Annotated in this window: 13 protein-coding genes; 6 read left to right on the top strand and 7 right to left on the bottom strand. The window is 73.0% G+C overall.

Going from position 1 to position 13,394, the window contains the following annotated elements; translation table 11 throughout:
• Window positions 1–132: 132 nt before the first annotated feature.
• Window positions 133–579 (bottom strand): DUF1772 domain-containing protein, encoded by a 447-nt coding sequence (locus AB0I88_RS21275; protein WP_361026947.1) that lies wholly within the window; start codon window positions 577–579, stop codon window positions 133–135.
• Window positions 580–665: 86 nt separating this feature from the next.
• Here AB0I88_RS21275 and AB0I88_RS21270 point away from each other — a divergent pair, with 86 nt between their 5' ends.
• Complete coding sequence (locus AB0I88_RS21270) at window positions 666–1,244, top strand: TetR/AcrR family transcriptional regulator (protein ID WP_361026944.1); 579 nt, start codon at window positions 666–668, stop codon at window positions 1,242–1,244.
• 246 nt (window positions 1,245–1,490) lie between these two features.
• Here the strand turns inward: AB0I88_RS21270 and AB0I88_RS21265 are convergent, their stop codons facing one another.
• The 3 genes from AB0I88_RS21265 to mptB form a co-directional block, all read right to left on the bottom strand.
• Complete coding sequence (locus AB0I88_RS21265) at window positions 1,491–1,742, bottom strand: hypothetical protein (protein WP_361026941.1); 252 nt, start codon at window positions 1,740–1,742, stop codon at window positions 1,491–1,493.
• Between the two features lie 181 nt (window positions 1,743–1,923).
• Entirely contained in the window at window positions 1,924–3,060 is a 1,137-nt protein-coding gene (locus tag AB0I88_RS21260; protein WP_361026938.1) for a glycosyltransferase 87 family protein, read from the bottom strand.
• Complete coding sequence (gene mptB, locus AB0I88_RS21255; RefSeq protein WP_361026935.1) at window positions 2,987–4,372, bottom strand: polyprenol phosphomannose-dependent alpha 1,6 mannosyltransferase MptB; 1,386 nt, start codon at window positions 4,370–4,372, stop codon at window positions 2,987–2,989. Before mptB ends, AB0I88_RS21260 begins: the two co-directional genes overlap by 74 nt.
• 57 nt (window positions 4,373–4,429) lie before the next feature.
• On the opposite strand from mptB, the gene AB0I88_RS21250 reads away from it, so the two are divergent.
• On the top strand, window positions 4,430–6,289 hold the full coding sequence (locus AB0I88_RS21250) for a hypothetical protein (RefSeq protein WP_361026932.1): 1,860 nt from the start codon (window positions 4,430–4,432) through the stop codon (window positions 6,287–6,289).
• A gap of 162 nt (window positions 6,290–6,451) precedes the next feature.
• Here the strand turns inward: AB0I88_RS21250 and AB0I88_RS21245 are convergent, their stop codons facing one another.
• A complete protein-coding gene (locus AB0I88_RS21245) occupies window positions 6,452–6,667 on the bottom strand; it encodes a hypothetical protein (RefSeq protein ID WP_361026929.1) in 216 nt (71 codons plus the stop codon).
• 66 nt (window positions 6,668–6,733) lie between these two features.
• Here AB0I88_RS21245 and AB0I88_RS21240 point away from each other — a divergent pair, with 66 nt between their 5' ends.
• Both AB0I88_RS21240 and AB0I88_RS21235 read left to right on the top strand, forming a co-directional pair.
• Complete coding sequence (locus AB0I88_RS21240) at window positions 6,734–7,174, top strand: MarR family transcriptional regulator (protein WP_361026926.1); 441 nt, start codon at window positions 6,734–6,736, stop codon at window positions 7,172–7,174.
• A gap of 55 nt (window positions 7,175–7,229) precedes the next feature.
• A complete protein-coding gene (locus tag AB0I88_RS21235; RefSeq protein ID WP_361026923.1) occupies window positions 7,230–8,003 on the top strand; it encodes a hypothetical protein in 774 nt (257 codons plus the stop codon).
• Here the strand turns inward: AB0I88_RS21235 and AB0I88_RS21230 are convergent, their stop codons facing one another.
• Together AB0I88_RS21230 and AB0I88_RS21225 are read right to left on the bottom strand one after the other, a co-directional pair.
• Window positions 8,004–10,955, bottom strand: coding sequence for a bifunctional [glutamine synthetase] adenylyltransferase/[glutamine synthetase]-adenylyl-L-tyrosine phosphorylase (locus tag AB0I88_RS21230; protein WP_361026920.1), 2,952 nt, complete (start codon window positions 10,953–10,955; stop codon window positions 8,004–8,006).
• Window positions 10,955–11,740 carry a type 1 glutamine amidotransferase gene (locus AB0I88_RS21225; protein WP_361026917.1) on the bottom strand — a complete coding sequence of 262 codons (786 nt, stop codon included), beginning with the start codon at window positions 11,738–11,740 and terminating at the stop codon, window positions 10,955–10,957. Before AB0I88_RS21225 ends, AB0I88_RS21230 begins: the two co-directional genes overlap by 1 nt.
• A gap of 34 nt (window positions 11,741–11,774) precedes the next feature.
• On the opposite strand from AB0I88_RS21225, the gene AB0I88_RS21220 reads away from it, so the two are divergent.
• Both AB0I88_RS21220 and AB0I88_RS21215 read left to right on the top strand, forming a co-directional pair.
• The gene (locus AB0I88_RS21220) at window positions 11,775–12,689 is read left to right on the top strand and encodes a zinc-binding dehydrogenase (RefSeq protein WP_361026914.1); all 915 of its coding nucleotides are present in this window, start codon (window positions 11,775–11,777) and stop codon (window positions 12,687–12,689) included.
• 335 nt (window positions 12,690–13,024) lie between these two features.
• Window positions 13,025–13,393 carry a VOC family protein gene (locus AB0I88_RS21215; RefSeq protein ID WP_361026911.1) on the top strand — a complete coding sequence of 123 codons (369 nt, stop codon included), beginning with the start codon at window positions 13,025–13,027 and terminating at the stop codon, window positions 13,391–13,393.
• Window position 13,394 lies beyond the last annotated feature (1 nt).

The raw sequence follows: 13,394 nt of genomic DNA, 5'->3' as shown, positions 1-13,394 counted from the left end.
ACGACCCGCGCACCGGTCAGTAACCGAAGCCCCGCGTCAGGCGTTCGGCCCGGCGGGTGGCGACCGTGATCACGTCGGCCGGGTTCCGGGGCAGGGCGGTGCGGCAGGTCGGCATCCCAGCTCACGGCCGGCTCAGGTGAGGGCGGAGACCAGCAGGACGAAGGCGGCGATGATGACGGCGACGCGGACGTAGTGAAAGCGGTCCCAGCGGCTGGTCTGCTGCTTCCAGTCGGCGGGCCGGTTCTCGGGGGTCCACGTCTTGCTGCGGTTGTTGATCGGGACGAGCAGCAGGATCGACATGATCACACTGAGGATCAGAAGTGCGCCGGCGGTGACGACGAGGCCGACGTCATGGTGGCGCCATCCGGCGGTTGCCCAGATCGCGACGAGGATGAGCGAACTGATGTACCAGACCGGCATCACGGCGCCGAGCATCCGGCCCCCGTGGGCGCGGCCGAGTTGGCCACTGTCTGCGGGAAGGGCGTTGAGGATCGGGTTGATGACGAAGGCGACGGAGAACTCCACCCCCACCATCACACCGACGACCACGGTGGTGACGACCTCGAGTGCGCTGAGCATGACGCCTCCCGTTCCTAGCATTGCTAGATTCTGGGGCAACGCTAGCATTGCGTCGCTCGATTTCCTAGCGATGCTAGGATCGTGTCATGTCGGTTCAGGAACGCAAGGGACGCGAACGAGCGGAGCGTGAGCGCCTCATCGTGGCGACAGCCCGGGATCTCGCCGAGCAGCAGGGCTGGGATGCGGTCACCACCCGTCGGCTCGCCGAGTGCATCGAGTACAGCCAGCCCGTCCTCTACAGCCATTTCCGCGGCAAGCGAGAGATCATCGGTGCCGTCGCCCTCCAGGGCGCCACCGAGATGGCCGCGGCGGTGCGGGCCGCGACCGACGCGATGGGCAGACCTCGCGAACGGGTCGCCGCCCTCGCGCGCACCTACCTTGACTTCGCCGCACGCAACCCGGCGGTCTACGACGCCCTGTTCCAGCTCGACGGCGGGCTTGCATACGCGCAGGAAGGCACCCCACAACCGCTCAAGGACGCTTTCGCCGCGCTGCTGGAGTGCCTGAGCGAGGTCGCCGGGGATGACGTCGACCCCGCGCTGTTCACCGAGGTGTTCTGGGCGTCCCTGCACGGCCTGGTCACCCTGACCCGAACTGGACGGCTACTGCCGGAGAACACCGAGCCGAGGGTGGAGTTGCTGCTGGACAGGCTCGCCCTGCTCTGACACATCAGCCGACCATCAGCCTGGCTTGATCAACACTTGGCGCCGATCATAGGCAAGCCCTCGCACGCCGCCGGCATGACGGAACGTCAAGGCTCTCACCCCAGCGAACGAGACCAATCTGCCCACTCGTCAGTCGTGCGGAGTCCTCGCCATACGAACCGTCGGGCGGGCGGCCATCGCCCGGGGAGCACCCCATGGCTGGGGACCGATCCGGTCGTCTCCCGGCTCGGCTGGCCGTGACGCCGCTCAGTGGTAGGAGCGTTTACCCGTCATGCGGGCGAGACCCCACAGACGTTCGGCGCGGCGGGTGGCGATGGCGATCACGCGCGCCGGGTCTCGGGGCAGGCCCGCACTTATCAGGCGGCTCACCGGCATGGCCAGCGGACTCTCTGGCACGCCGCCGGGAACAACGACGCCGAGGTACGGGCGGCGCAGCGCCCGCGGGGCGACCACCACCAGGATGCGCCGCAGGTGACCGGCCTGGGCGACGATCGCCACCGGACGGTCGTCGGGCCGGTCTTCGTCGCCTGTGGTGAGCGAGGGATGACTGGTCTCGGACTGACACCTGCTCGACGTCCGCCCCGGACCGCCCTTCGACGGTGCCGTCAAGGGGTGATGTTGACGGGTGGCTGAAGCTGCGCGAGATAGGTGCCGCCCGGCGAATGGACATGCGCATGGACTACACGGTGATCTTGTCCGGTTCGTGGACGCCGGACGGACGGCGGGCGCCGAGCGGTGTCCGGATCAGCAGCGCCAGGCTCAACCAGACATAGGTGTTGCCGCCGATGAGCTCCAGCGGGGGCCGGGGCCGCGCCTCCCACAGCCACGTCACGTGCGAGGTCATCAGAAGGTACGCCGACCAGCCCAGATAGGGGCGGCCGAGGAGGATGCACCGGGCCAGCGCCGGGATCAGCCACACACAGTGGTGGATCCAGGTGACCGGGCTGATCAGGCAGCCCAGGATGCCGGTCAGGGCCAGGCCGCCGAGCACGTCGTCGCGGTGCGCCGACACCCGCCAGGCCCACAGCGCGAGTGTCGCCAGGACGCAGGCCAGCCACACCCGCGACTCGATCGTGTCGATCGGCAGCCGGGCCAGCAGGCCGCGTTCCGACTGGTTGGACAGGTAGTAGAGCGGGCCGACCCGGTTGGTGTCCCACAGCGCCGACGTCCAGAACTCGCGGGACTCGTCCGGGAAGACCGCCCCGGCCAGCAGGGTGGCCCCGGCCGCCGCGCCGATCGCCGTGGCCGCGGCCCGCCAGCGCCGGGTGACCAGCAGGTAGAGGATGAAGACGCCGGGAGTCAGTTTGATCGCGGTGGCCAGGCCGATGCCGACGCCGGCCCACTTCCGGCCGCGGGCCAGGCCGAACAGCATGTCCCCGGCGACCAGGGCCAGCAGCAGCGTGTTGACCTGGCCGAAAGTGATCGTCTCGCGGACCGGTTCGAAGGCCAGCGCCAGACAGACCGCCACGGCGAGGGCGAACCGCGGCGTCCACCCCCGGCGCTCGATCTCCGGCCCCACCAGCCAGTACGTCAGCAGCGCGGTGGTCACCACCGTCATGACCGTCGCGACGGTCATCACGCCGAACAGCGGCAGCAGGGTCATCGGCGACATGATCAGACCGGCGAACGGCGGGTACGTGAACCCGTACGGGGTGCCCGGCCGCAGGAAGTCGTAGACCATGCCGCCGTCGCGGAACCAGTAGACGATCGCCCCGTAGTAGACGCGCGAGTCGAACCAGGTGTTACGGAGCCCGCTGACGACGATCAGCGTCACCGTGATCAGCACCAGGACGGCGACTATCGCTTTTTGCTTCATGTAGCACTTTCCACGCTAGGTAACCGGCGAGCAGGGTCATCACGATCGCGCCCTGGGCCTTGGTGGCCAGGGCCAGGTTGTAGCCGTCCGGCAGGCACAGGGCAGCGGCCACCGCGGGCGGCGCCACCAGCCACCGGGTGTCCCGCCGCACGGTGACGGCCAGGACGGCCAGCGGCCACAGCGCGTACCACGGGTGGAACACCGGCGCGAGCAGCACGGTCGCGGCCAGCGCCAGGCCGGCGTACAGAAGCGGGTCGCGTCGGCGGGCGCGCAGCCACAGGGCCACGAGTACCCCGGCCAGCGCGATCAACCCCAGGATCCGGGTGACGGCCACCGCTCCGGGCACACCGAACAGCTCCAGCGTCATCCCGATCGCGGTCGCCGGTGCGGTCCACTGCACCGACACCCCGCTCCCGGCCAGGCCGGACACCCAGCCCAGGCCGAGCCCGGACCCGAACGAGACGGCCGCCAGCGCGCCCGCCGCACCCCCGGCCAGCACCGCCTTCCGGGACAGCGACGGGAAGAGCAGCACCGCGAACGGCAGCACCACGCCCGCGGTCGCCTTCACCCCGACGGCCAGGCCCAGCAGGATCCCGGCGAGCAGCGGGCGGCGGGCGACGGCCGCGGTCAGCCCGCCCACCATCAGGGCCACCATCACGGCCTCGTTGTGGGCGCCGGAGATCAGGTGGATCGGCACCAGCGGGCACGCCGGCACCAGCCACACCGCACGCTCGGGCTGCACCCCGGCACGGCGCGCGAGCTTCGGCAGACACCAGCCGAGCGCCGCGACACCGAGCACGGCGATCAGGCGGAGCATGGCGACGGTCCCGGTGAGCGAGCCGCCCAGCTTCGCGGCCGTCGCCGCCAGGACCAGGAACACCGGGCCGTACGGGGCCGGGGAGGTGCGCCAGGTCGGCGCCACGGCGTCGGCCCAGGGACAACCGACGAGATCAACCCCTCCGGCGTACGGGTCGAGCCCGGCCGCCTGCTGCCAGCCCTGGCAGGCGTACGAGTAGACGTCGTAACTGCCCAGCGGCAGGAACGGAAGCAGCGGCAGTGCCCACAGCCCCGCCGTGACGTAGGCCCACCGCAGGCCCGGCACCACCCGCCGCCCGGCCCACCAGGCGCCGATCAGCAGGGCCGTGCCGAGCAGCCAGCAGAGCGGCAGCAGCACCCCGTCCCGCCCGGCCAGAATGGTGCGCGGCGTCACGGTGGGTTCCCACGGGCTGCTCGCCCCGCCCAGCCAGGCCGCCCCCGCCAGCGACAGACTCCCTGCCAGGCCCAGGTAACGGACGAGACGGGGTCGGGGCATGACAGGGACCCTACCGTGACAGGCTGCTACCGATCGTCTGGCGGTAGTGTCGACGGGATGTGGGCCCGGCACCGGCTGGAGTGGATCACCGCGCTGGTGGCGGTGCTCCTCGCCGTCGGCTACCTCCTGTCGCCGCCGATGGGCTCGGACCTGGCCGCCCAGGTGGCCCGGGCCGGATTCTTCGCCGAGCACGGCCTCACCCCGGTCGATCTGCGGTGGTACGCGGGGGTCGAGCAGTTCGGCTACAGCCTGGTGTCACAGCCGGTGATGGCCCTGCTCGGGGTCCGGGTGACCGGCGCGCTCACCCTGGTCGCCGGCCCGGTGCTGCTGGCCGTCCTGTTCCGCCGGACCGGCGCGGCCCGGCCCCTGCCCGGCGCGCTGCTCGGGGTGGCCGGATTCGCCGGAAACCTGATCAGCGGCCGGGTCACGTACGGCCTCGGGGTCTGCTTCGGGCTCGCGGCGATGGTGCTGCTCACCTTCCCGCGGTGGCGCCGGTTCGCCGCCGTCGCCGCATTCCTGGCCGGGGCGGCCAGCCCGGTCGCCGGCCTCTTCACCGGTCTGGCCGGCGTCGCACTGATCCTGTCCGCCGTCCTGCCGGGCGTCTCGCCGGTCCGGGCCCTAGCCCGCCGGGACCGCCACGGAGCACCGCCGTCCCCACCCCGCGCAGGTGGCGACGGGCCCACACCGGCCGCCCACCGAGACGCGGACGAACCCACACCAGCCACGCTGGCCGGACGGCGGATCGGGGACGGGCTGCTGCTCGCGGTGCCGGCCGCCGTGCCGCTCGCGATCACGGCGCTGTTCTTCGGCGACGGCGGGTGGATGAACATCAGCCGCACCGACACCCTGCACGCCGTGGTGACCGGGCTGGTGGTGGCCGTGCTCGTGCCGCTGCGGCCGGTCCGGATCGGGGCGCTGCTGTCGTCGGCCGGGGTGCTGGCGGCCGCGCTGCTCCACACCCCGGTGGGCCTGAACGCGACCCGCCTCGTGACGATGTTCGCGCTGCCGGTGCTGGCGGCCTACGCGGAGATGCCACGTCGGCTACTCACCCGGTCGCCCCATCACGCGATTCGCCACGCGCCCGAACGAGCGGGTCCACGTGCCGCTGAACACACGACATCCCACGCACCCGAACGAGCGGTTCCGCGTGCTTCTGTGGACGCGGTTCCCCGTACCCCGGCTGGTGGGGAAGGAACGCCTGCCGGGACACGCCGCGGGATGCCGGTGCCCGTCCTGATCGCGGTGATCGTCGCGGTGGCGTGGTGGCAGCCGGTGGTCGTGCCGGGTGACGTGCGCGACATCGGGAACCCGTCGACGGATCCGGCCTACTTCCGGCCGCTGTTGGACCGGCTGGCGAGCGAGACGCTGACCGGCCGGGTGGAGATCCCCACCACCCGGGCCTACTGGGAGGCCGCCTCGATGGGCGGCGTCCCGCTGGCCCGGGGCTGGCTGCGGCAGGCCGACATCGACCGGAACCCGCTGTTCTTCACCACCGTCCCGGGCGCGGCCGGAACCGGCGTGGCGCTGACCGCCGACTCCTACCGGGCCTGGCTGGACGAGGAGGCGGTGCAGTTCGTGGCCGTCCCCGACGTCGAGCTCGCCTGGCCCGGCCGCACCGAGGCGCGGATGGTCACTGACGGTCTGCCGTATCTGTCGCTGATCTGGAGCGACGCGCACTGGCGCCTGTACGCGGTGGCCGACCCCCGACCGATCGTGGCCGCCCCGGCCACCTTGACCAGCCAGAACGCCGTGGCGATCGTCTTCGACGCGCCCGTCGCCGGCGACGTCGCCGTCCGGGTGCGGCACCACCGCTCGCTGACCGCCTCCGGAGGCGCCACGGTCACCGCCGACGGCGAGTGGACCCGGGTCCGGGTCCCGGCGGCCGGGCGCTACACGCTGACGAGCAGCCTGTTCTGAGCTGCGGCGATGTTCGCGGGCATCGACTGGGGTTCGCAACGATGCCACCGGGTTCGGCATCGCCGAGGCGTCCGCCGGCGGGCCGGCCGCCGACCTGGCTCCGCTGTTCCGCGAGGCCCTCCTGGACCGCGAAAGTGCTGACGAGCGGCTGCCGGGCGGCGCTCAGTTGATCCCGGTCTGCCGGGCCTCGCGCTCGGCGCGTTTGCGCTCGCGCTGCTCGCGGGTGTAGCGCTTCCGGTTCTCCAGGTCGCGTTTCCACTGCTCGCGTGCGGCCTCGTCGCAGCCCTGGACGGCGCCGTCGGTCTGTGCCGGGCCGATGAAGGACCGGAAGGCCCAGTCGTCGAAGGTGCGGTGGAACCACTCCGAGAACCTGGACACGACACGCTCCTCAAACAGTTTGCAGGCCAATGGTTGGTGCCCCAACGGTTGCTAGAGTAGCCGGTGATGAGTGATCCCGTCGCAGATCCGCTGGCGCTGGAGCAGCAGGTCTGCTTCGCGTTGTCGGTGGCCGCCCGCAGCGTCGTGGCGATCTATCGCCCGCTGCTGGAGCCGATGGGCCTCACCCACCCTCAGTACCTGGTGATGCTCGCCCTCTGGCAGCACGCCCCGCTCTCCGTGCGCCGCCTGTCCGAGTTGCTGCAACTCGACCCGGGCACGCTGTCGCCGCTGCTCAAGCGCCTGGAGGCGATCGGCTACCTGCGCCGCGAGCGGGACCGCGCCGACGAGCGCAGTCTGGCGATCACGCTGACCGAGCGGGGCCGGGCGCTGCGGGCCGAGGCGGAGCGCATCCCGCCCGCCGTGGTCGCACGCCTCGGCATGCCGATAGAGGAGCTGCGACAGGTGCACGCCGCGCTGACAAGGGTGATCGCTGCCGCGACCGGATGACACCCGCACGCGTGACATCCGCCGCCCTGGATGGGCCGGCCTCGTTGTCAGATGCATGTGGGTCTGTATCGATTGCGGGGAGCGGAACACCGACGTCCCGGACGAGTGCCGCGTCTGCCGCCGTCCCCGCCCGGCGCCGCGGCCGTGGGACGCCCCGCCGCGGGCCCGCGTCTGGGAACCGCCGGAACCGGCGCCGCTGTGGATCCCTCAGGCAGCCGACCCGGAACCGCCGGCGACGGAGGGCCGGAACCGGCTGCTGCCCGCCCTGCCGATCGCGGTCCTGGTCGCCGCCCTGATCACGGCCGCTGTCGTGGGTGGGCCACGCCTGCTGGGCTCGGAACGGACCGCCGCCGTCGCCCCGCCGCGCACGGTCGCACCGGTGCCCAGCGCGACACCCGCCCCGATCCTGGAGAACGACGGGGCCGGCCTGGTCACCGTGGACGCCGCCGTCACCGATCCGCGGGCCCCGGACGTGGCGGCCATGTTCGACACCTATTTCGGCGGCATCAACGAGCGCGACTACCGGGCCGTGGCGGAAGTCCTCGACCCGGCCGGCGAGATCGATCCGCGGAACGCCCGGCAGATGGCGGCCTTCGCCGAGGGCACGTCGACCACCCGGGACTTCGACATCGTGCTGGTCCGGCTCACCGAGGCGGCGTCCGGCCGGCTGCGGGCCGAGGTGACCTTCCGAAGCCGGCAGAAGGCAGGGCACGGGCCACCGGAACGGCTCGACGAGACCTGCACCCGATGGCGGGCCGCCTACCTGCTCAGCGCCGCCGGGAAGACCTACCGCCTGCTCCGGGGAAACGCCACCAGCAAGCCGTGCTGATCAGGAGTCCAGCACCCGCTCCATCGCGGCCCGGGACCGCCGGGTCAACCGAAGGTACCGGTCCACGAACTCACCCGGGTCGCCGCCGCCCAGCAGGAGCACCGCGCCCGCCAGCTCGACCCCGTGCCGGGGCAGCTGGTCGGTGGGGCGGCCACGGACCAGGGTGAGGGCGTTGCGGACCTGGGCGGCCAGCGTCCAGCCGGCCGTCATCTCGGCCGCGTCCGAGGCGCTGATCAGATCCGCCCCGGCGGCCGCGTCCAGTGCCTCCAGGGTCCGGGTCCGGCGCAGCCCGGGCACCGCGTGAGCGAACCGCAACTGGGTGAGCTGGACCGCCCACTCGACGTCGGAAAGACCGCCCCGGCCCAGCTTGGTATGCGTGTTCGGGTCCGCGCCGCGGGGCAGCCGCTCGGTCTCCACCCGGGCCTTGATCCGCCGGATCTCGACCACCTGCTCGCGGGTGAGGCCGCCGGACGGGTAGCGGATCCGGTCGGCCAGCGTCTCGAACCGCCGGCCCAGCTCGACGTCGCCGCAGACGAAACGGGCCCGCAGCAGCGCCTGCGCCTCCCACACCTTCGACCAGCGGTCGTAGTACTGCCGGTACGCCTGAAGGCTGCGCACCAGCGGACCCTGCCGGCCTTCCGGGCGCAGGTCGGCGTCGACGCCGAGGGCCGGGTCCGGGGCGGGCGCGCTGAGCAGGCGCCGCATCTCCTCGGCGATGGCGTGCGCGGCGGCGCTGGCCTCGTTCTCCGGGCAGCCGGCCGGCGGCTCGTAGACGAACAGCACGTCGGCGTCGGACGGGTAACTCAACTCGTACCCACCCAGCCGGCCCATGCCGATGATCGCGAACCGCAGCCCGTCCGGGGCCGGTTTGGCACGCCGGGCGATCCGCAGCGCCGCGTTGAGGGTGGCGTCGGTGACATCGGAGAGGGCCACGCCGATGGCGTCGACGCCGAGCGGCCGATCCGGGGCCAGCTCACCACCCTGGCTCAGGATGTCCGCACTGGCCAGCCGGAACAGTTCCCGGCGGCGCAGCGCGCGGACCGCGCCGATGGCCTTGACCGGGTCGGTGTGCCGGTCGCCGGCCGCCGCGAACCCGTCCAGCAGCGTCTCCCGGGGCCGGGGCTGCAACTCGGTGTCCTCGGCGAGCAGGCGCAGCGCCTCCGGGTCGCGGGTGAGCAGGTCGGTGGCGTACCGGGAGAGGCTGAGCACCCGGGCCAGTCGGCGGGCCACCGGGCCGCCGTCACGCAGCAGCCGCAGATACCACGGCGTGCTGCCCAGCTTGTCCGACACCTGCCGGTAGTTGAGCAGGCCACGATCCGGTTCCGGGGCGTCGGCGAAATCCTGGAGCAGCATCGGCAGCAGGGTCCGCTGGATCGCCGAGGTCCGCGTCACCCCGCCGGTCAGCGCCTCCAGATGCCGCAGCGCACCGGCCGGGTCGGCGAACCCGAGGATCTCCAGGCGCTTGCGGGCCGACTCCGGGGTCATCCGCAGCTCCTCGGCGGGCACCCGGGCGACCGCCTCCAGCAGCGGCCGGTAGAGCAGCTTGACGTGCAGGCGGCGGACGTTGGCGGCGTGCCCGACCCAGTCGGACCGGAAGGCCTCGACGGCGTCCCGGCCGGGCTGGGCGGTGTATCCCAGGGCGGCCGCGAGCCAGCGCAGACCGTCCGGATCGTCCGGCACGGTGTGCGTACGCCGAAGGTGCTGAAGTTGGAGCCGGTGCTCGACGCCGCGCAGGAAGCGGTAGCCACGCAGCAGCGTCTCGCCGTCCTCGCGGCCGACGTAGCCGCCGGTGACCAGGGCGCGCAGCGCCGGGAGCGTGCCGCCGCCGCGCAGCGTCTCGTCGACGCGGCCGTGCACGAGCTGAAGCAGCTGAACCGCGAACTCGATGTCGCGCAGCCCGCCGGGACCGCGTTTGATCTCCCGGTCCAGTTCCTTCTTCGGCACGTTGTCGATGATCTTGCGGCGCATGTCGCGGACGTCGGCGACCGCCTCCGGCCGCTCGGCGGCGTGCCACACCAGCGGCGCCAGATCGGCGATCCACTCCTGCGCGAGCGCCAGGTCACCGGCCGCCGGACGGGCCTTGAGCAGCGCCTGGAACTCCCACGTCCGCGCCCAGCGCCGGTAGTAGGCCTGATGGCTGGCGAGGGTGCGCACCAGCGGGCCGCGGTTGCCCTCCGGGCGCAGCGCGGCGTCCACCGGCCAGGCCACCTGCCCGCAGATCTCGATGATCCGGGCGGCGACGGTGGTACCGGCGCTCAGGTCCTCGTCACCGGCCGCCACGAAGATCACGTCGACGTCGGAGACGTAGTTGAGCTCGTTGCCGCCGCACTTGCCCATCGCGACGACCGCGAGGCGTGGCTCCGCCACCCTCTCCGGCAGGGCGGCCACCCCGATCGCGTAGGCGGCGGCCAGCGTCTCGTCGGCCAGGCGGGAGAGCGCGGCCATGGTGGGCTCCAGGCCTCTGCCGCCGGTCAGGTCGGCCGCCGCGATCCTCAGGAGCGAGATCCGGTACGCCGTACGCAGAGCCGGAACGGTCAGCTCCGTGAAGCCGGCCAGGCCCCCGTCCGCGTCCGGCGGCCCGCCGCTGCGCCCGGTGGACAGCGTCCGCCACTCCCCCGGGTTGGCCACCAGCAGGTCGCCGAGGGTGGACGAGGCGCCCAGCACGGCGAGCAGCCGCCGCCGCAGCCCGTGGTCGTCGGCCAGCGCCCCGAGCAGCTCGCCGGGATCCTCGCCGCGCCGTTCCACCGACTCGACGATGCGGTGCAGCTGGCGCAGCGCCAGGTTGGGGTCGGCGGCCTTGGAGAGCGCGTCGAGCAGCCCGGCGGCCCGCTCGTCGACCGGCGCCTGCGCCTCGCCGTCCCACAGTCGCAGCCCGTCCGGGCCGAGCAGGTCGGTCGCGCGGGCGCCGTTGTCGGCGAACCCGTACCGGGCCAGCCGGGTGGGTCTGGTCATCACTGCCCCAGCAGTGGCAGGGTGCGGCCGAAGACCTGGTTCGGGATGTCGGCGTCCGGCAGGGTGCCCAGCGCCAGGGAGGCGAACCGGACCGCGAACGGCTGCCAGACCTCCTCCACGTCGGCGAGCGCCCCGGCGGTTGCCAGCACCACCGCCTCCGGGTCGTAGCCGAGCTCGGCCAGGACGTCGCTGTCGGCGCGCACCCAGTCGGCGATCATGTCGGCGTCGCACTCGATGTGGAACTGCAGGCCCCAGGCCCGGTCGCCGATCCGGAACGCCTGGTTCGGGCAGCGCGACGACGCGGCCAGCAGTGTCGCGTTCAGCGGCAGCTCGGTGATCTCGTCGCGGTGCCACTGGAGCACGTCGGGCAGCAGCGGCACCCACTTGAACAGCGGGTCGCTGTCGGCGGCGTCGCGCTTGCCGACCAGCCCGGGCCCGATCTCCGGCCCGGACGGGGCGCGCTCGACGAGCCCGCCGTGCGCGGTGGCCAGCAGTTGCCCGCCGAGACAGACCCCGAGGGTGGGCACCCGGTGGCGGACCGCCTTGCGCAGCAGCCCCTCCAGCGCCGGGAACCAGGGGGCGCCGGGGGTGCCGTCGGGCGCCGGGTACGCGCTCTGATCGCCGCCCAGCACGATGAGCGCCAGACAGCCGTCGAGCGTCTCGGGCAGCCCGTCACCGGCGTGCGGCCGGAGCACGGTGAGCTCCAGGCCGGCTTCGGTCAGCCAGTCGCCGAGGCGCCGGAGGTCGTCACTGGGGTCGTTCTCGATGACTAGTGCGGTGGCCACGTGTCGAGGCTAGCCGGTGCTGTTTGAATGGGGCATGCTCGCCGCTGTGATCACCGCGTTCGGTGGCCCCGGGGTGTTCGCTCTCGCCGAGACGCCGGAGCCGGACGGCGACCGCATCGACGTGGCCCTGGCCGGGGTCGGCCACGCCGACGTCCACCTCCGCCGCGGCGAGCACGGGAAGCCGCCGCTGCCCGCGATCCTCGGCGGCGACGTGGTGGGCCGCCGCCGCTCGGACGGCCGCCGGGTCGCCGCCCTGCCCGGATCCGGCGGGTACGCGCAGGTCACCGCCGCCCGCCCCCGGCACACGGTCGAGGTGCCCGAGGACGTCGGCGACGAGCAGGCCCTGGCGGTGCTGGAGCACGGCCTGACCGCCTGGCACAGCCTGCACACCCTGGGCCGGGTCACCGCGGACGACGTGGTGGTGGTGACCGCCGCCGCGGGCGGGGTGGGCCACCTGGCCGTGCAACTGGCCCGCGCCGCCGGGGCCCGGGTGATCGCGACCGTCTCGACCCCGGCCGAGCGCGCACTCGCCGTGGAGCTGGGCGCACACGCGGCCGTCGACGCGAACCACCCGCTCCTGGACGAGGCGCCCACCCTGGTGCTGGACGGCGTGGGCGGCCCGGCGTTCGGGCGGCTGCGCGCGGAGCTGGCGCCGTTCGGCCGGATCGTGGCGTACGCCGGGGTCAGCGACGTGCGCGGCACCGTCGCCGTGGACGATCTGATGACGTCGTCGACCGGGGTGCTCGGCTTCCGGCTGCAACGGGTCCTCGACGACGAGGAGCTCTACCGGTCCAGCGCGGCCCGGCTGTTCCACCTGGCCGGTCGGGGGCTGCTGACCGCCCGGATCGGGGGGCGCTACCCGCTGTCCGGGGTGGGCCGGGCGCACGCCGACCTGGAGGACCGGGTCACCACCGGCAAGCTGGTGATCGACGTGCGGAGACTGGTCTAGGTTCCGTCCCGTGGGAGCGGGGCGCAGGCGACGGTCGGCGTGGTGGGCGGCCACCGATCTCCCCCGGCGCAGACGGCGAACCCGCACTGAACAGACGCAACGGCCCAACCCGCGTGTGGGTTTCGGGCGCGTACCGCACCCGAAAACCACACCGACACAACGCACGCACGACCCAACCCGCGTGTGAGTTTCGGGCGCGTACCGCACCCGAAAACCACACGCCGGGCCGGTGGGCGGCGTCACGCGTACCCCGAGATCTTTTTGAAAACGCCGACAGGACGCTGTCGTGGCGCTTGACCAGAGTGGTCGTTGTTCCGACCACTAGGGAGAAGACGATGACGGCAGTCAACCAGATCGGCTGGTTCCAGATCGGCACCGACCAGCCGGAGGTCGCCGAGCGGTTCTACGGCGACCTGTTCGGATGGACGTTCGCCGACGACGAGACGGCGGGCGCGGCCTACCGGATCATCACGACACCGGGTGAGGGCGGCCTCCAGGGCGGCGTCGCGAACACCCGGGGCGAGGGGCCGAACCACGCGGTCTTCTCGGTCGTGGTGGCCGACACCGAGGCCACCTGCCGGCAGGCGGAGGCGGCCGGCGGGAAGGTGCTGGTGAAGCGGACCACGCCGGACGGTCTGGCCCTCGCCCACGTGCTCGACCCGTCGGGCAACCAGTTCCAGATCTTCACCCCGCCGGCGGGGTGAC

The organism is Actinoplanes sp. NPDC049802, assembly GCF_040656595.1.
Taxonomy (GTDB): Bacteria; Actinomycetota; Actinomycetes; order Mycobacteriales; family Micromonosporaceae; genus Actinoplanes.
This window is presented reverse-complemented; position numbering and strand designations above follow the sequence as displayed.